Raw genomic sequence first — 16,601 nt, 5'->3', positions numbered from 1 at the left:
GGGGGCCGGGGGGCCCCGTGTTTGGGGCCCCCCCCACCATACGCCGGCTTGTTCACTCTACGGGGCGCCCCCCCCCCCCCCTTTTGTGTTATAATAAATGTGGGGGCCCCCGGGGCTGCCCGCGGGCCGCCACACGTGTTTACACAGTGGTGAATCAGATATTTTCTCAAAGGGTTAACTTTATTCTCTTTCGATGAGAAGATGATTTCCGAAATAGAGAGCGCCGAGAACAGGCGCTTTGTTCGATGAGAAACAGGGCTCGGCCGCCGAGCTTGTGTCAGGAGGACATCGGTGAGATCGCAGCGAGTACTGATCGCCTTGATGGCGACCGCGTTGCTGGTGGCGGGCTGTAGCGGCCGCACCGGCAGCGGGGTCGAAGAGGCCGCGGCACCCGGCGGCAAGGCGGTGACGAGCGACTTCGGTGATCTGAACGGGGTCTGCCAGACCGGCAAATCGACGAGTGCGCCGACGCAGGGAGTTACCGCCGGGCAGATCGAAGTCGGCGTGTTCACCGATATGGGTTTCACGAAGAATCCCGAATTGGTCGACGCCGCCAAGGTCTTCACGTCCTGGTGCAACGACAACGGCGGAATCAACGGTCGCAAGCTGGCCTTCAATGTCCGTGACGCGAAACTGCTCGAGGTCCGCGCGCGCATGCTGGAAGCCTGCCGCGAGGACTTCGCGCTGGTCGGTGGCTCCGCCGCACTCGATGCCCTCGGCGTCAAGGATCGGCTCACGTGCACGCTGCCCGAGTTCCCGTCGCAGGTGAGTCAGGCCGAGAACACCGGTTCCGATCTCCAGGTGGGATCCGGTGCCTCCTCCGCGCGCCCCTACGACACCTACGCGGGCATGCATCAGTGGCTGTTCAAGGAGGCCTACCCGGCCTCGGCGGCCGCGGTCGGCATCATCGTGGCCGACTCACCGGTGGTGAAGTCGATGGCCGACCGATACGGGGAGTCGCTGCCCGCCGAGGGCGCGACCCTGATCTACAACGACCTCTATCCGGCCGCGGGCGTCTCGGATTGGACGCCCTACGCGCAGTCCATCAAGGCCAAGGGCGTGAAGGGCCTGATCTTCCTCGGCGACTTCCGCAGCCTCGCCAAGCTCGAGGACGTGCTCACCAGCATGGACTACAAGCTGGACTGGGTCGACGTCACCAGCAACGCCTACACCCCCGCGTTCCTCGAGCTCGCCCGCACATCGCTGGGCGCGCAGAACAACTTCGCCGACCTGTCGGGGACCGTGCCGCTGGAATCGGCGGCCAGCGTCCCGGCGGTGCAGCGGGCCAAGGATCTGTTCGCCCAGTACGCGCCCGACGGGAAACTGACCTACAACGGGCTGCGCTCGCTGGTGCAGTGGCTGCTGTTCGCGAAGGCGGCCTCGAGCTGCGGCGACAACCTCACCCGCACCTGCGTGGTGGAGGCCGCCCGTAAGGAAACAGCGTGGACCGCCGGCGGTTTGCAGGCGCCCGCCGACATGTCGACCCACACCGTGCCGCCCAAGTGCTTCAACGTGATGAAGGCGACCTCGCAGGGCTGGACGAACGCGGACTTCAAGCCCGACACCGGTCCGTTCCGCTGCGACATGAAGCCCTACGTCTACACCAAGGAATACGGTCGCCCGCTGACGCTGGCCGACGTCAACAAGAGCATGAGCGACGTCAAATAATGGAGCAGTTCATCGCTTTCGGCATCGTCGGGCTCAGCACCGCCGCGATCTACGCCATCATCGGCAGCGGCCTGGTCCTGACCTTCACCACGACCGGTGTCTTCAATTTCGCGCACGGCGCGGCGGGCATGGTCTCGGCCTTCGTGTACTGGCAGTTCACCGTGGGCTGGGGCGTGCCGACGCCGATCGCGGTCGCCCTGGTGCTGCTGGTGTTCGCACCACTGTTCGGGTTGGCGTTCGCGCAGGCGCTGGCGCCCACCCAGGGCCTGGGTGACGCCGAGAAACTCGTCATGACGGTGGCGTTGCTCAGCGGCCTGATGCTCACCGCGCGCTGGATCTGGAATCCGGACGTGGCGCGCACCCTGCCGCGGTTCTTCGCCGACCAACCACCGCTGCACCTGGGTTCGGTGACGATCACCTGGCATCAGGCATTGACCATGGTGGTGGCGGTGGCGGTGGCCATCGCCCTGCGAATCCTGCTGTACCGCACCAGAACCGGTGCGGAGATGCGCGCCACCGTCGACGATCGGGCACTGGTCGGGCTCACCGGTGCCGACCCCCAGCGCGCCAACCAGGTGGCCTGGATGCTCGGCATCGAATTGGCGGCCGTCGGCGGCATCCTCATCGCGCCCATGGTGGCCCTGGACGCGGCGCAGCTATCGTTGCTGATCGTCAGCGCCTACAGCGCGGCGATCTTCGGACGGCTGCGCAGCCTGCCGATGACCTTTCTCGGTGCGATCGTCGTCGGCTGCCTGGAGAGCTACCTCACCGGGTATCTGCCACAGAACGAGTATCTGCCCGGACTGCGGCTGGCCGCGCCCGCGCTGCTGCTGCTCGTCGCGCTGCTGCTGTTCCCGCACGGCCGGCTGCGGGGCCGCGATCGGCGGTTGAGCCCGGTGCCGCTGCCGAGCGTGCGTGGTTCGGCGGTGTTCGCGGTCGTCGTCGCGGTGGTCGGGCTCATGCTCGCCACCCTGCTCAGCGAAGCGGATCTGATCAGCTACGGCCTGATTTTCGCCTTCGGGGTGATCGCGTTGTCGTTCGTCCCCCTCGCCGGGTTCGCCGGCCAGATCTCGCTGTGCCAGTTGAGCATCGCCGGGATCGGCGCCGTCGCCTACGCGCATCTGGGCGCCGACGGGCAGTGGTGGGCATTGCTCGCCGCCATGGCGATCGCGGGCGTCGTCGGCGCGCTGATCGCCCTACCGGCGCTGCGGTTGTCCGGGGTCTACCTCGCGCTCGGCACGGCCGCGTTCGCGGTGGTGCTCGACCGCTGGATCTTCACCCTGCCCTCGTTCGAGGTGTTCGGGGTGCGGATCGCCCTGTTCGACCAGGGCTCGGTGGATCTGGTCGGCCCCAGCCTGTTCGGCACCCAATTGACCAGCACCGCGCAGATCACCGTTTTCGCGGCGATCGTGCTCGGGCTGGCCGGATTCGCGGTGGGGATGCTGCGGCGCGGCAGGCTCGGCCGGCGGTTGATCGCCCTGCGCGACAGCGAGGCCGCCTACGCCACCCTCGGCGGAAACCTGCTGGCGGCCAAGATGCTGGTGTTCTCGCTGTCGGCGGCGATCGCCGGACTCGGCGGCGCGCTCTACGGCATGCAGCTGCGGTCGGTGACCGCCGAGCAGTTCAGTTTCGTCGCGGGCCTGCCGATCTTCCTGATCGTGGTCATCGCCGGGCTGGGCGCGGTCGGCAGCGGATTGTTCACCGGCGCTGTCTATTCGGGGCCGCTCAACGCGATTCCCGTGTTGTTCCCGGCGCTGACCAATCTCGTCCATGTCCTGCCCGCCCTGGGCGGTATCGCCTTCAGCGGCGGGTTCCTCGGCCAGGGCGCCCTGGCGCAGATCCGTCGCGAATGGGCCGCGGCACTGCGCGATCGGGTCGTGATGGCGGTGCTGCTCGGTGGGCTGGCGTTGCTGTGGGCGTTGCGCCTCGGCGATGTCATCAACGGCTACGTGTTCACCGCGGGTGCGCTGATCGCGGCCATCGTGGTGCCTCGCTGGGCGAATCGGCGCCACCGTCCGCCCACGCCGGCGCAGGTGCCCGTCGAATGGCTCGGCATCGATCGGGCGTGGACCACAGCAGACAAGGAGATGCTCGATCGTGGGATCGCTACTCGAAGTTGAGCAGGTCACGGTGACCTTCGGTGGTCACCGCGCCCTGGACAAGGCCGGGCTGTGCGCCGAGGCGGGCAAGGTGACCGGCCTGATCGGCCCGAACGGCGCGGGCAAGAGCACCCTGTTCGACGTGATCTGCGGATTGCGGCGACCGGTGACCGGCCGGGTCACGATGAACGGCCGGGACGTCACCCGGCTCGGGCCCGCCCGCCGGGCCGGGCACGGGATGGCGCGGACCTTTCAGCGGCTGGAACTGTTCGGCCGCTTGAGCGTTCGCGACAACCTGCTGGTCGCCGCGGAACTCGGGCGCCACCGGCGCGACGCCGCCGGGATCGTCGACGGGCTCCTCGACCGACTCGGACTGGACGAGGTGGCCGACACCGCCGCCGACGATCTGCCGACCGGCACCGGCCGACTGGTCGAGGTGGGCCGGGCGATGGCCGCCCGGCCCAGCGTGGTCCTGCTCGACGAGCCGGCGGCCGGCCTCGACCACACCGAAACCGAGCGGTTCGCCGCGCTGTTGCGGTCGCTGGCCGCCGACGGCGTCGCGGTGCTGCTCGTAGAGCACGACATGGGCCTGGTCATGAATGTCTGCGACCAGCTCTATGTGCTCGACCTCGGCGCGATCATCAGTTCCGGGCCGCCCGAGGTGATCCGCCGTGACGCCGCCGTACTCGCCGCCTACCTGGGAGAAGGATGACCTCGTCACTGGAATTACACGGTGTCCGCGCGGCCTACGACGCGATCACGGTGCTGCACGGTGTCGATCTGCGGGTCGGCGCCGGCGAGGTGGTCGCACTGCTCGGTCCCAACGGGGCGGGTAAGACCACCACCCTGCGGGTCGCGGCCGGGGTGCGTGCGGTCACCGCGGGCCGACTGGTCCTCGGTGGCCGAGACGTCACCGGGGCCGACCCCCGCGATCTGGCGGCCGCCGGAGTCTGCCTGATCCCCGAGGGCCGTGGCGTGTTCCCCAACCTGTCGGTCCGCGACAACCTGCTGATGATGACGTTCACCGGCAAGACCCATGCCGAGATCGAGGAGGTGGCGTTCAGCCGATTCCCGATTCTCGCCCAACGCGCCGACCAGATCGCGGGCACGATGTCGGGCGGCGAACAGCAGATGCTCGCGCTCGCCCGGGGATTGGCCACCGACCCGGCCGTGCTGCTGCTCGACGAACTGTCCATGGGCTTGGCCCCGCTGGTCGTCGAGCGGCTCTACGAACAGGTCGGTGAGATCGCCCGCCAAGGCGTGGCGGTGCTGGTCGTCGAGCAGTTCGCCGCCGCCGTCCTCGACATCGCCGACCACGCGGCCGTGCTGGTGCGCGGCCGCATCGAACACCAGGGGCCCGCCGACGGCGAACTCCGCCGCGAACTGGCCAACCTCTACCTAGGAAGTCACTGATGACCGAAACACGTGCCGACCGCTTCGCTCGCGAACTGGCCGAATTGAAGATCCCCGATCCCGCCTCGGGCCGGGGGAGTCTGTGGTTGCGCCTCGGCGCGACCGCGATGGTGGCGGGCCCGGCGCTCGCCGTGGTGGCCTACTTCTTGGCGCACAACACCTCCGATCCGCTGGCCCAGCGCGACGCACTGGCGCTCGCGCTGGTCGGGGTGGCGCTCAGTATCGTCGGCGCCGCGCTGTTCGTCCGCTACTCGCTCACCGGTGTGTTGCGATTCTGGATGGCACGCCAGTCCTACGATCTGAACCAGCTCGGTGATCGCCTGTCGGAGAACCGAATTCAATTGGGCGACGCCGCGTCCGTGGCGTGATGAGCGCCTGATCGAGATCGGGATCGCCCCCCACATGAGGGCGATCCCGATCGAGGTCACACAGCGTAATACCTTCACGCACAGCGTAATATGTTCACAAACAGCGCAGTTCGGTCACGCGCAGCGCAGTTCGGTCACACGCCGCGCGGGATGTCGAGGAATTGCGCGTCGATCGCGGTGTCGAGCGCACCCATGGTCGCGCCGAGTTCGGCGGCCAGCGTCCGCACCGTGGCGACGTCCTTGCGGAGGAACTCACCGACCGCGGCATGGAACGCGGCCACCGAACCCTTCGCCGCCACACTGGCGGCGGCGCGGCTGGCTGCGCTGGCCTGCTGGAGCGCGGACAGCAGGGTCGCCTCGTCGACGCCGAGTTCGGCGGCCAGCTGCACGGCTTCGGTGATCAGGCCGAGCTGGGCCGCGAACAGCGCGTTGTTGACCAGCTTCACGCACTGGCCCGTACCGAGTGGACCCACCGCAAGCACCGGGTCCGCGTAGCACCGCAGTACCGGAAGAGCGCGGGCGACGGCGTCTTCGGCGCCACCGGCGAACACGGTGAGGGTGCCCGCATCGATATCGGGTGGCCCACCGCTGACCGGCGCGTCGACCACCCCGATATCGGAGGAATTGGCTTGCGCGGCAATGTCGTCGGCGGTTCGCGGGCTACCGGTGGTGTGCACGATGAGCACCGACCCGCCGGACATGCTCGCCAGCAGCGGAGTATCGAGGCACACCTCGCGGACCTGGGCGTCGCTGAACACGCAGACCACGACGGCGTCCGCCCCGGTGCCGACCGCGGCCGTGAACGACACGGGCTCAGCACCCAACTCGGTGATCCGCCGACGCGCGTCGCCGGACCGACCGAGCGCGCGCACTTCGTGCCCCGCCGCGACGAGACGGCGCACCATCGGAGCGCCCATCCGCCCCACCCCGATGAACCCGATCCGCAAGGCGGTCATCGCGGATGGCCGATAAGGCTCAGTGTCTCGTCGGCCGCGGTCAGCGCGACACCGGTCTCGGCGTCGGCCCCGGAGGCGAGTTCGGCGAGCAGCCCGACGTCCTTGCGCAGGGTGTGCCCGGCGTGCTCGCCGATTCGCGCCAGCGTGCCGGCCAGGATACGACCGAGGGCGAAGCTGTTCGCCGACCCGTTCGCGATCACCTCGCCGAGCTTAGCTTGGTCGACGCCGAGGTCGCGCCCGAGCGCCAGAGTGCTCGCCGCGGTCGCGAGATTCGCGGTGAACAGCAGATTGTTGAGCAGCTTGGTGACCTGGCCCGCCCCGGTATCGCCCAGGTGCACCACCGGATCGGCGTAGGTGCCGAACACCGGCCTGCACCGGTCGACCGCCTCGACCGGGCCACCGGCCATGACGAGCAAACGCCCCTGGGCGACCGCGGGCGCACCGCCGCTCACAGCGGCATCGATCAACGTAACGCCCTGCGCCGCAGTAGTTTCGGCGAGCTCGCGGCAGGTGTCGGGATGAACAGTGCTGTGCACGGCCACGATCGCGCCCGGCGCGAGTCCGCCGAGCACGCCGTCCTCGCCGGTCAGGACCTCACGGATGTCGGCGTCGTTGCCCACGCACAAACAGACCAGGTCGCTGGCCTGGGCGAGGGCGCGCGGGGTGGGCGCGATCTCGGCCGCGGTCTCGGCGAACTGCTCGAGCGTGGCGGGTCTGCGTGCCCACAGGGTGGTCCGATACCCGGCCGCCACGATTCGCTGCGCCATCGGCGCACCCTGACTACCCAACCCGATGAATCCGATGCGCATCAGCGCACCTCCTATTCGATATGCCACTCACGCAGTAGGTTCGGGCCGCGGGCGCCAGAACAGCGCGAGCAGTCCCGTGGTCGACACCACGCCGGCGCCGAGTGCGATGACGCCCCCGGCCCAGCCGGTGACAGTGATTCCGGCGGCGTGATCGATCGACAGGCGACCCGGGCCGGTGAAGGCCAGCGCCAGCGCGACCACCGCCAGGACGAGTACGTACTCGTACCCCTCCTTGAAGACGAAGAATCCGTTCGCGCGGTGCGCGAGCAGCCCGGCGACGAGCATGACCGCGATCACCGCCGCGCAGGCCAACGGTGTGGCGAGGCCGAGGATCAGCAGCACGCCCGCCCCGATCTCGGCGACCACACTCGCCCAGGCTTGCAAGACACCGTTGCGCAGGCCGAGGCCGGCGAACCAGCGGGCCGTGCCCGCGATCCGCCCGCCACCGAGCCAGTGGTTGAGACCGTGCGCGATCATCGTGGCGCCGACGACGAGCCGGATCAGAGTCGGCGCCACATCGGTGATATCCATGGGTTCACCTCCTGAGCCACGACGGGGTGGCTCGGTCGAATCGGGTCAGTTGTCGCTGGTCAGCAGGAGGACACCGCTCGGGGTCAGCCCGCCGCTGCTGGTCACCGCGACCCGCGCGCCCTCGACCTGGCGCGGGCCCGCCTCGCCGCGCAATTGGCTGACGGCCTCGTGCAACAGCCCCATACCGTGGGTGCGGCCGTGGGAGAGCTGGCCACCGTGGGTGTTGAGCGGGAGCAGCCCGTCGCGCGCGATGTTCTTGCCGCCGTCGAGGAAGTCCTTGGCCTCGCCGATCCCGCAGAAGCCGAGGGCCTCGATCCAGGACAGGCAGTTGAAGGTGAATCCGTCGTAGAGTTCGGCGACGTCGACATCGGTGGGGCGCAGCGAGGTACGCGACCACAGGTGCGCGGCCTGGCCCAGGACCTGTGGTTCATGGGTCAGGGTGCTCTGGTCCCATTCGATCCGTTCGAGGATCTGGGTACCGACCGCGGCGACCCGCACCGGCGGCTTCGCCAGATCCGGGGTGGTGTCGATCGCCGAGACCAGCACGGCGACCGCGCCGTCGCAGGGGACATCGCAGTCGTAGAGGCCGAACGGAGTGGTGACCGGCCTGGCGTCGAGGTACTCCGGCATCGTCAGGGGTTCGCGATAGACCGCCGTCGGATTCAGCTCGGCGTTGGCGCGCTGGTTCAGCGCGATCCAGCCGAGCGTTTCCCTGGTGGTGCCGTAGCGATGGAAATGCCGTTGGGCGTTCTGCGCCAACGTATGCGCGGCCGAGGTGGCGCCGAAGGGCATCATCCAACTGGTGGTCCGGCCGCCCGTCGGCGTGATCTTGCCGGTGCGCATGAGTTCGTTGTACGTCGCCTCCCAGACGGTGCGGAAGCACAGGACGTGCCTGGCCAACCCGCCGGCGACGGCCAGCATCGCCGCGATCACCGACCCGCCGGGACCGAAGGTCTCGAAACCGCCGTTGTACCAGGTCGGCCGCAGACCCAGCGCGGCCTCGAGCGCGGTCACCCCGCCCTCGCCGAAACCACCGACATTGCCGCCGCCGGGATAGGTCGACAAACCGTCGATGTCGGCCATGGTGAGCCCGGCGTCGGCGACCGCGCGCTCGCAGGCCGAGATCGTTAGCGACAGCGGCGAGACCATCAGCCGCCGACCGATATCCGACATTCCGATCCCGGTGATGGCGACCTTGTCCTCGAACTTGTCCCGGCCGATCATCGGCCGCACGTGCTCGCCGAACCGGTGCGGTTCGATCTCGTCGGCGGGCAGCGGCGCGGGTTCGGGCTGTTCGGCGGTCGGCCGGAACAGCGGCAACCACACATCCGCGTCCTGTTCGAACACGACCTCCATCCGCATCCCCAGCACGAGGTCGGCCGGGTCGCAGCCCACCACATTGGTGGTCAGGCGAACCCGGGGATCCTCCTCGACCGCGACCTGGGCCACCACATACGGCGCGGGTAGCCCCGGCACGCTGAACCGCTGGTTGACGGTGAAGCCGACCAGGGTGGCGAAGCCGGAGACCTCCCGGACCCCGAGGGTGTGCCCGTGGCAGTACCGGCACACCGGTTGCGGTGGATGGATCAGGGCCGCGCAAGAACCGCACTCCTGGATCCGCAGGCGCCCGTCGGCGCCCGCGGTCCAGAAGAACTCGTTCTCCGCGGTCACCTGGGGCAGGGGCCGCCCCGATGGCTCGGCCATCTCGTTCCTCACCGATGGCTGGGCCATCTTGTTGTTCACCGATGGCTCGGCCATCGCGTTGCTCACTAGGTACTGGCGTCGCGCTGGGCTGTGACGGGTGCCGCGAGTTGCTGTTCGTCACAGATCGTCTGGAGTTTCGCCAGCGTCTCCTCGAGTCCGGCTCCCAGCCGCACGCCCGGAGTGAACGTCGCCGGGAGGTGCCGCATGCCCTGGATGACCCCGATGGTGTCGTAGTGCACCGCGGTCTCGGGATCGCAGCGGTAGTCCGGCATCCGGTCCAGCACGGCGAGCAGCATGCGCTTGAACACGGTGCGTGCCACGTTCGAGCCGATGCACCGGTGGATGCCGAGCCCGAAGCTGTAGTGCCGGTTGCGCCGTCGGTCCAGGATGACCTCGTTCGGGTCGTCGAAGACCGCCGGATCCCGATTGGCCATCGCCCACGACAGCCACACCCGATCGCCTTCCTTGAACTGGGTGCCGACGACCTCGCAATCCTCGGCCATCGTGCGCCCGTCACCCGGTGCGGGCGTGTAGTAGCGCAGGAATTCCTCGGTGGCGGAATCGAGGAGATCGTCGCGCTCGCGGCTCAGTGTCTCGCGCTGGTCCGGGTTCTCCGAGAGCCATTCCAGGGCGTGCGCGGTGAGCGCGGTCGTGGTGTCGAAGCCGCCGCCGATGAGCAGGCCGAGCATGCCCAGCATTTCCATATCGGGGAGCGGCTCGCCGTTCATCGTCGCGTTGTTGATCGCGTTGATCAGGCCGGGCCGGGGGTTCTCCCTGATCTCGAACAGATTCTGCAGCAGATCGATGCCCATCGTCCGATGCATTTCCGCGACCCGCGGATACTCCGGCGAATCCGGCGGTGTGTACACCGACGCGTGCGCGGGCTCGTTGTAGATCGTCCATTTGGCGAGCGGGATACCCAGCATGCCCAGGGTCAGCACCGCGGGCACGATATTGGCCAGTTCGTCGACGAAATCGATCCGCCCCGACTCGATCTTCTCGTCGATCGCGGCGCGCACGATCTCGTCGATGAACGGGATCCAGCGGGCCACGGCGGCGGGGGAGAGATACGGATTCAGCGCCGCGCGCACCTCGCGATGCTCCGGCTCGTCCATTTCCAGAATGCCGCCCCGAACACCGCTCGCCCGTGGGGCTTTCGGAATGGAGATGCCCTTGTAGCCGCGCCGGACCCCGGCCGTGTCGTGGTCGTTGGAGATGTGCGGGCAACGCGCGAGTTCGAAGACCTCGCGGTTGCCCGCCGCGACCCAGTGCCCGTCGTGGGTGTCGGTCCAGGCGATCGGGCACTGCTCATGCATGGATTCGGTGGTCGCGACGAATTGGTCCCGATATTCGGGGGTCATTCTGTCGAACGAGAAATTCGGTTTCTTGCGTGTGTCGTCGGTCGCCACGTCGTCGACGCTCATGGCGGTGTCCTCTCAGGAAATATCGATGGCGCGTTCCGGGCAGGAGTGCGCTGCTTCACGCACCTGCTCCTCCTCATCGGGCGCGACGGTCTCACTGACCGGCGACGAATGACCGTCGAAGTCGCTCAGCTCGAATGATCGGGGAGCGGTCATCGCGCACAGCGTGTGGCCTTGGCAGCGCGTTGAATCGACTCGAACCTTCACGGCGGGAATTCCTTTCAGGCGTGGTAGTCGTACCACTTCAGGTATCCGCCCGCGTCCACCCGCAATTGGCTGCCGGTGACGAAACGGGACTCGTCGGATGCCAGGAACAGCACCGCGTCGCTGATGTCCTCGGGCTCGACATACGGAACCGGCATGGCCTGCATGGTGTGGAAGGCGGGCTCGGCGTCCGCGCGGGTCGGATTCTCGAGATCGGGCCGGAACGAGCGGTACATCGGCTCGCTCTGCAACATCGGGGTGTTGCAGTTGGTGGGGTGGATAACGTTGGCGCGGATCTTCTTCGGCGCGATGTGGGTGGCGAGTTCGTGCACCACCATCGACAGCGCCCGCTTGGCGACCATGTACGCGACGCCGCCGGGATCCTTGCCCGGCTGGTCCACCTTGGTGGTGTCCATCAGCGCGGCCAGCGACCCGGTGGCGATGATCGACGCGCCGGCCTGCAGATGCGGCAGCGCGGCGTGGATGGCGTTGAGCACGCCGACCAGGTTGGTGTCGAGCACATCGGTCCAGGCCTGCCACTGCGGCTCGCCCTTCATCCCGGCGATCCCGGCCTGGGCGACGACGATGTCGAGGCGGCCCAGTTCCTGTACTCCCTGCGCGACCGCGTCACGCATCTGCGCGGCATCGCGCACATCGGCCTGGACGGTGACGATGCGCCGCCCGGACTTCTCGACCAGTCGCGCCGTTTCGTCCAGATCCTCGGGACGCGACAGCGGGTACTGGATGGTGTCGATGTCCTGACAGATATCGACGGCGATGATGTCGGCGCCCTCGGCGGCCAGACGCACCGCATGACTGCGGCCCTGGCCGCGAGCGGCTCCGGTGATAAAGGCGACCTTGCCCTCGACACGTCCCACGGGAATTCCTTTCGGTGTGCGCGGTGCCCACCGGAAGGCGGTGAGCCCGTTGTCTGGATTGGTACGACTAGGTGTTACGGCCGCCGTTGACCCCGAGGATCTGCCCGGTGATGTACCCGGCGCTCTCGGAGATCAGGAACGCGCACGCCGCGGCGATGTCCTCGGGTTGGCCCACCCGCCGCACAGGGGTGCGCTGGATGTGGTCGTCGATCGTGCCGCCGAGCAGCTTGGCCGCCTCCGCCTTGCGCAGCATCGGGGTGTCGATGAAGCCGGGCGGGACGGCGTTGACGGTGATCCCGGCCGGACCGAGTTCGAGCGCCAGCGATTTCGTCAGCCCGTTCACCGCGGACTTGGCCGCGACGTAGTGCGCCATGAAGGGCTGCCCCGAATGCGTGCTCGACGAGGAGATGTTCACGATGCGACCCCACCCGGCCTCGAGCATGTCGGGCAGCACCGCCTGAACGCAGTGGTAGACGCCGTTGAGGTTGACGTCGATCACCCGCTGCCACTGCGCGAAGTCGATTTTGGCGAAGCGCCCCGTACCGTCCAGGCCCGCGGCGTTCACGAGGATCGTCACGGGGCCGAGTTGGGTGCGGATCGCGGCGAAGGCCGCGCTCACCTGCTCGGGGTCGGAAACGTCGGCGGTGTGGGCGAATCGGGTATCGGTCGGGCGCAGATCGAGCGTCGCCACGTGATACCCGTCGGCCTGGAGCCGTTGTGCGACAGCGAGACCGATCCCGGAGCCGCCGCCGGTGACCACCGCGGTTTTCACGCCCAGGCCTCCTCGCCCGCGAGGGTGGTCCGGTGCAGTTCGCGTTCGGAGGATGCCTGATAGGGCAGCGCCCGATGCAGGATGCCGGTGTTGTCCCAGATCACTAGGTCGCCGACGGTCCAGTCATGGGTGTAGCCGAAGCGTTCCTGCGTCGACCAGGCGAGCAGTTCGTCGAGCAGCGCCCGGCTCTCCGCGGGATCCATGCCGACGATGTGATCGGCGGTGGCGCCGATCACCAGGGATTTGCGGCCGTCCGCGCGCTCCCAGACCAGGGCCGTCTCGTGGCTCGGCTGGGTACGCCAGTCCGCGACCTGTTCGGGGGTCGGGTCCGGATGCACCAGCCGCTGGGACGCCTCGAAGCTGTGCACCACGCGCAGACCTTCGTAGCGCTTGCGGTCGGCTTCGGGGAGGTTCTCGTAGGCGGCGTAGGTGCTGGCGAACTGGGTGCCGCCACCCTCCATGGCGACGTGGCGGGCCGTGAGCACGGTGGCCTTGGCCGGCACCTCGTTGGTGGTGTCGTCGATGTGCCAGAAGAACGTGCCCTCGAGGTACTTGGCGGCCCGGTTCTTCGCGGGATCGAGAGTGATCGTGAAGATCTCCCGGCCGCCCGGTGCCAACACCGTGCCCAGCTCGCGGCAGAACGCGAGTTGCGCTTCGTCATCGAGGTGCAGACCGCGCACGACCAGCACACCGCGCCATTTCAGTGCTTCGAGGCACCGGCTGACCACCGTGTCGTCGTGCAGATCGGCGACGCCGGTGACTTCCACCCCGATCGCGGGACGCAGCGCTGTAGTGTGGATCACAAGAATCTCCCTTCCAGTTGCGAGAACCGTACTCTCGCTGAGGTTTCCTCCGCAAGGGCTGATGTCCGCCTTTTGGTGAACGGGCTGCCGGTGATCGCGGTGTCGGTCGCGGCATTCGGCTGATGCGAGCCCTTGCATATGGATATATTGTTCTCTAGAAGTGAGAATCACATTTCCAACGCTCAGCGAGGAGACGGGATGTCATCCCAGGACACGGACTCGATCGGCGCGTCCGCGCCGACCACGGCAGTCACCAAGCGATTGCTGATAGACGGACAGCTGGTCGAGGCGGAACAGACCTTCGCCTCGCTCAATCCCGCGACCGGCGAGGTGTACGGCTACGCGCCCGAAGCCACGCTCGAACAGACCGAGGCGGCCATCGCCGCCGCCCGTCGAGCCTTCGACACGACCAGCTGGTCGACCGACGCGGCATTGCGGGCTCGCTGCCTGGACCAACTCCATCGGGCACTGCTCGACAACGTGGAGGACCTGCGCGAGCTCACCATCGCCGAGGTCGGCGCCACCCGGCGGCTCACCCACGGCAACCAGCTCGACTTCCCGATCGAGATCGCTCGCTTCTACGCCGACCTGCTGCCCGAGTACTCGTTGACCGAGGAACTGAGCGAGCTCGAGATCCGCGGGGAGCGCCACCGGCGCTGGATCGAGAAGGAAGCCGCCGGTGTCGTTTCGGCGATCGTGGCCTACAACTACCCGCATCAGCTGGCCCTGGCCAAGCTCATGCCCGCCCTGGCCGCGGGCTGCACGGTGGTGCTCAAAGCCGCCCCCGATACCCCGCTGGCCACGCTCGCCCTCGGTGAGCTGATCGCCGAGCACACCGATATCCCGCCCGGCGTGGTGAATGTGTTGTCCGCCGCCGACGTCGAGATCGGCAAGCTGATGACCACGCACCCCGACGTGGACCTGATCACCTTCACCGGCTCCACTCCGGTCGGGCGCCAGATCATGGCGGCGGCGAGCGAATCGCTCAAACGGGTCTTCCTCGAGCTGGGCGGCAAATCCGCCATGGTCCTGCTCGACGACGCCGACTTCGCCACCACGGCGGTGTTCGCCGCGTTCACCATCTGTACCCATGCGGGACAGGGCTGCGCGCTCACCTCCCGGCTGCTGGTGCCACGTGCGCGCCACGACGAGATCGTCGAGCTGGTCGCCACCAATCTCGGTTGGGTGAGCAGCGGGGATCCCAGTGACCCGAAAACCTATATGGGACCGCTGATCAGCGCCAAGCAGCGCGACAAGGTGCACGGCCTGGTCGAGCGCGCGGTCGCTGCCGGAGCCAGGTTGGTCACCGGCGGTACGAAGGTCGATCCGGGCTTCTTCTACGCGCCTACCCTGCTCGCCGGCGTCGATCCCGACAGCGAGATCGCGCAGGAGGAGGTGTTCGGCCCGGTACTCGTCGTGATCCCCTACGACGATGACGACGACGCGGTGCGTATCGCGAACAATTCGATCTACGGCCTGTCCGGTGCGGTGTTCAGCGCCGATACCGAGCGCGCGCTCGGGATCGCCCGGCGTATCCGCAGCGGAACGTTCAGCATCAACGGCGGTAACTACTTCCAGCCGGACGCTCCCTTCGGTGGATTCAAGCAGTCGGGGATCGGCAGGGAAAGCGGTGTCGCCGGGCTGGAGGAATTCCTCGAGAGCAAGACCTACGCCGCGGTCGTCGGGTTGAGCGACGCGTCGGGCGGTGCCCAGTAGTGGGGCCGCTCGAGGGAATTCGCGTCCTCGAGGTCGCGATGTACGGTTTCGTGCCGTCGGCGGGCGCGGTCCTGGCCGACTGGGGCGCCGATGTTGTCAAGGTCGAACACGCGGTCACTGGCGATCCGCAACGCGGCCTCAGACAAATCGGCCGGATGCGGGTCGAAGGTGACCCCAATCCCAATGTCGAACATGCCAATCGGGGCAAGCGCAGCATCGGCGTCGACATGTCGGTGCCCGAGGGGCGCGCGGTGATCCACGACCTCGCCCGCGAGGCCGACGTGTTCCTCACCAGCTTTCTGCCGCAGGCGCGCACCAAATTCGGGATCGACGTGGACGACATCCGCGCGGTGAACCCGAAGATCGTCTACGCGCGCGGCAGTGCGCTCGGCCCGCGCGGCGCGGAATCGGACAAGGGCGGGTTCGACATGACCGCCTTCTGGTGCCGCGGCTCGGTCGCCGCCACCATCACCCCGCCGGGCACCGAGGGCATGGTCTCGCCCCCGGGGCCCGCCTTCGGCGACACCATCTCGGGGACGAATCTCGCGGGCGGGATCGCGGCGGCGTTGCTCAAACGGGAACGCACCGGCGAACCGTCGGTGGTCGATGTCTCGCTGCTCGGGAGCGGGCTGTGGGCGATGGGCCACACCATCGCGCTCTCGGCCCATCTCGGTGAGCCGATGGTGGCGCCGGTACCGGGTGCCCATGGCGCGCCCAGCAATCCGCTCTCGGGTCTGTACGCCACGGCCGACGGCCGCTACCTGTCGCTGGTGATGTTGCAGCCGGCGAAGTTCTGGGCCGACGTGTGTCGCCACATCGACCGTCCCGAACTCGCGACCGACCCCCGTTTCGGGACGTCGGCCGACATCGCGGCCAATACCCAGGAGGCCGTGGCGATCCTGCGCGAGGCGTTCGCGAGCCGGACCCTCGCCGAATGGACCGAGCGCCTGGGGACCCTGTCGGGACCGTGGGCGCCGGTCCAGGACAGCCTGCAGGTCGGCTCGGACCCGCAGATCAGGGCCAACGAGTACCTGATTCGCGCCGGTGAGCTCGAATTGGTCGCCAATCCGGTGCAATTCGATGTCACCGCACCCGAACTGGCCCCCGGCCCCGAGTTCGCCGCCCAGACCGAGGAGATCCTCTTGGGCCTCGGGCTGGACTGGGAGCAGGTCATCGCCCTCAAAACCGCGGGCGCGATCACCTGAGATCGGCCCACGATCATGAAAAGCTCCGGCGGGCACCCACAGTGGGTGCCCCTG

At 68.1% G+C, this 16,601-nt stretch carries 16 protein-coding genes; 7 read left to right on the top strand and 9 right to left on the bottom strand.

The window, feature by feature from the left end; all coding sequences use genetic code 11:
* Positions 1–321: 321 nt before the first annotated feature.
* Genes ACWFRF_RS34440 through ACWFRF_RS34420 form a run of 5 tightly spaced genes read left to right on the top strand, consistent with a single transcriptional unit; the run spans position 322 to position 5,548 of the window.
* Entirely contained in the window at positions 322–1,668 is a 1,347-nt protein-coding gene (locus tag ACWFRF_RS34440; protein WP_452454296.1) for an ABC transporter substrate-binding protein, read from the top strand.
* The gene (locus ACWFRF_RS34435; protein WP_452454291.1) at positions 1,668–3,788 is read left to right on the top strand and encodes a branched-chain amino acid ABC transporter permease; all 2,121 of its coding nucleotides are present in this window, start codon (positions 1,668–1,670) and stop codon (positions 3,786–3,788) included. The genes ACWFRF_RS34440 and ACWFRF_RS34435 overlap by 1 nt, the downstream gene beginning before the upstream one ends.
* Positions 3,766–4,479, top strand: a complete 714-nt coding sequence (locus ACWFRF_RS34430) for an ABC transporter ATP-binding protein (RefSeq protein ID WP_379297470.1) — start codon at positions 3,766–3,768, stop codon at positions 4,477–4,479. Before ACWFRF_RS34435 ends, ACWFRF_RS34430 begins: the two co-directional genes overlap by 23 nt.
* A complete protein-coding gene (locus ACWFRF_RS34425) occupies positions 4,476–5,180 on the top strand; it encodes an ABC transporter ATP-binding protein (RefSeq protein WP_379314769.1) in 705 nt (234 codons plus the stop codon). The genes ACWFRF_RS34430 and ACWFRF_RS34425 overlap by 4 nt, the downstream gene beginning before the upstream one ends.
* Positions 5,180–5,548: a hypothetical protein gene (locus ACWFRF_RS34420; RefSeq protein WP_452454289.1), complete on the top strand. Its 369-nt coding sequence runs from the start codon at positions 5,180–5,182 to the stop codon at positions 5,546–5,548. The genes ACWFRF_RS34425 and ACWFRF_RS34420 overlap by 1 nt, the downstream gene beginning before the upstream one ends.
* Positions 5,549–5,682: 134 nt before the next feature.
* Here ACWFRF_RS34420 and ACWFRF_RS34415 read toward each other — a convergent pair whose 3' ends face one another.
* The 9 genes from ACWFRF_RS34415 to ACWFRF_RS34375 form a co-directional block, all read right to left on the bottom strand.
* Positions 5,683–6,495: an NAD(P)-dependent oxidoreductase gene (locus ACWFRF_RS34415; protein WP_452454293.1), complete on the bottom strand. Its 813-nt coding sequence runs from the start codon at positions 6,493–6,495 to the stop codon at positions 5,683–5,685.
* Positions 6,496–6,500: 5 nt separating this feature from the next.
* Entirely contained in the window at positions 6,501–7,313 is an 813-nt protein-coding gene (locus ACWFRF_RS34410) for an NAD(P)-dependent oxidoreductase (protein ID WP_452454287.1), read from the bottom strand.
* Between the two features lie 27 nt (positions 7,314–7,340).
* Positions 7,341–7,844: a DoxX family protein gene (locus ACWFRF_RS34405; protein ID WP_452454285.1), complete on the bottom strand. Its 504-nt coding sequence runs from the start codon at positions 7,842–7,844 to the stop codon at positions 7,341–7,343.
* A gap of 45 nt (positions 7,845–7,889) precedes the next feature.
* Entirely contained in the window at positions 7,890–9,548 is a 1,659-nt protein-coding gene (locus tag ACWFRF_RS34400; RefSeq protein WP_452454283.1) for a thiolase C-terminal domain-containing protein, read from the bottom strand.
* A 65-nt stretch (positions 9,549–9,613) separates the two neighbouring features.
* Positions 9,614–10,972: a cytochrome P450 gene (locus tag ACWFRF_RS34395; protein ID WP_067444935.1), complete on the bottom strand. Its 1,359-nt coding sequence runs from the start codon at positions 10,970–10,972 to the stop codon at positions 9,614–9,616.
* 12 nt (positions 10,973–10,984) lie between these two features.
* Complete coding sequence (locus ACWFRF_RS34390; protein ID WP_067444937.1) at positions 10,985–11,176, bottom strand: ferredoxin; 192 nt, start codon at positions 11,174–11,176, stop codon at positions 10,985–10,987.
* Positions 11,177–11,190: 14 nt separating this feature from the next.
* Positions 11,191–12,051, bottom strand: a complete 861-nt coding sequence (locus tag ACWFRF_RS34385; RefSeq protein WP_067444939.1) for a mycofactocin-coupled SDR family oxidoreductase — start codon at positions 12,049–12,051, stop codon at positions 11,191–11,193.
* A gap of 67 nt (positions 12,052–12,118) precedes the next feature.
* Positions 12,119–12,823 carry an SDR family NAD(P)-dependent oxidoreductase gene (locus tag ACWFRF_RS34380; RefSeq protein WP_452454280.1) on the bottom strand — a complete coding sequence of 235 codons (705 nt, stop codon included), beginning with the start codon at positions 12,821–12,823 and terminating at the stop codon, positions 12,119–12,121.
* Positions 12,820–13,626, bottom strand: coding sequence for a TauD/TfdA dioxygenase family protein (locus ACWFRF_RS34375; RefSeq protein WP_379314866.1), 807 nt, complete (start codon positions 13,624–13,626; stop codon positions 12,820–12,822). Before ACWFRF_RS34375 ends, ACWFRF_RS34380 begins: the two co-directional genes overlap by 4 nt.
* Before the next feature lie 198 nt (positions 13,627–13,824).
* Here ACWFRF_RS34375 and ACWFRF_RS34370 point away from each other — a divergent pair, with 198 nt between their 5' ends.
* Both ACWFRF_RS34370 and ACWFRF_RS34365 read left to right on the top strand, forming a co-directional pair.
* Positions 13,825–15,342 (top strand): aldehyde dehydrogenase family protein, encoded by a 1,518-nt coding sequence (locus ACWFRF_RS34370; protein ID WP_452454278.1) that lies wholly within the window; start codon positions 13,825–13,827, stop codon positions 15,340–15,342.
* Complete coding sequence (locus ACWFRF_RS34365; RefSeq protein ID WP_452454276.1) at positions 15,342–16,547, top strand: CaiB/BaiF CoA transferase family protein; 1,206 nt, start codon at positions 15,342–15,344, stop codon at positions 16,545–16,547. Before ACWFRF_RS34370 ends, ACWFRF_RS34365 begins: the two co-directional genes overlap by 1 nt.
* The last annotated feature ends 54 nt before the right edge of the window (positions 16,548–16,601 follow it).

Source organism: Nocardia sp. NPDC055165 (assembly GCF_053606985.1).
This window is presented reverse-complemented; position numbering and strand designations above follow the sequence as displayed.

Coding starts and splice junctions, on each gene's coding strand:
- ACWFRF_RS34440 (WP_452454296.1), top strand. CDS start 322: ATGGCGACCGCGTTGCTGGTGGCGGGCTGTAGCGGCCGCACCGGCAGC.
- ACWFRF_RS34420 (WP_452454289.1), top strand. CDS start 5,180: ATGACCGAAACACGTGCCGACCGCTTCGCTCGCGAACTGGCCGAATTG.
- ACWFRF_RS34410 (WP_452454287.1), bottom strand. CDS start 7,313: ATGCGCATCGGATTCATCGGGTTGGGTAGTCAGGGTGCGCCGATGGCG.
- ACWFRF_RS34425 (WP_379314769.1), top strand. CDS start 4,476: ATGACCTCGTCACTGGAATTACACGGTGTCCGCGCGGCCTACGACGCG.
- ACWFRF_RS34400 (WP_452454283.1), bottom strand. CDS start 9,548: ATGGCCGAGCCATCGGGGCGGCCCCTGCCCCAGGTGACCGCGGAGAAC.
- ACWFRF_RS34395 (WP_067444935.1), bottom strand. CDS start 10,972: ATGAGCGTCGACGACGTGGCGACCGACGACACACGCAAGAAACCGAAT.
- ACWFRF_RS34435 (WP_452454291.1), top strand. CDS start 1,668: ATGGAGCAGTTCATCGCTTTCGGCATCGTCGGGCTCAGCACCGCCGCG.
- ACWFRF_RS34405 (WP_452454285.1), bottom strand. CDS start 7,844: ATGGATATCACCGATGTGGCGCCGACTCTGATCCGGCTCGTCGTCGGC.
- ACWFRF_RS34370 (WP_452454278.1), top strand. CDS start 13,825: ATGTCATCCCAGGACACGGACTCGATCGGCGCGTCCGCGCCGACCACG.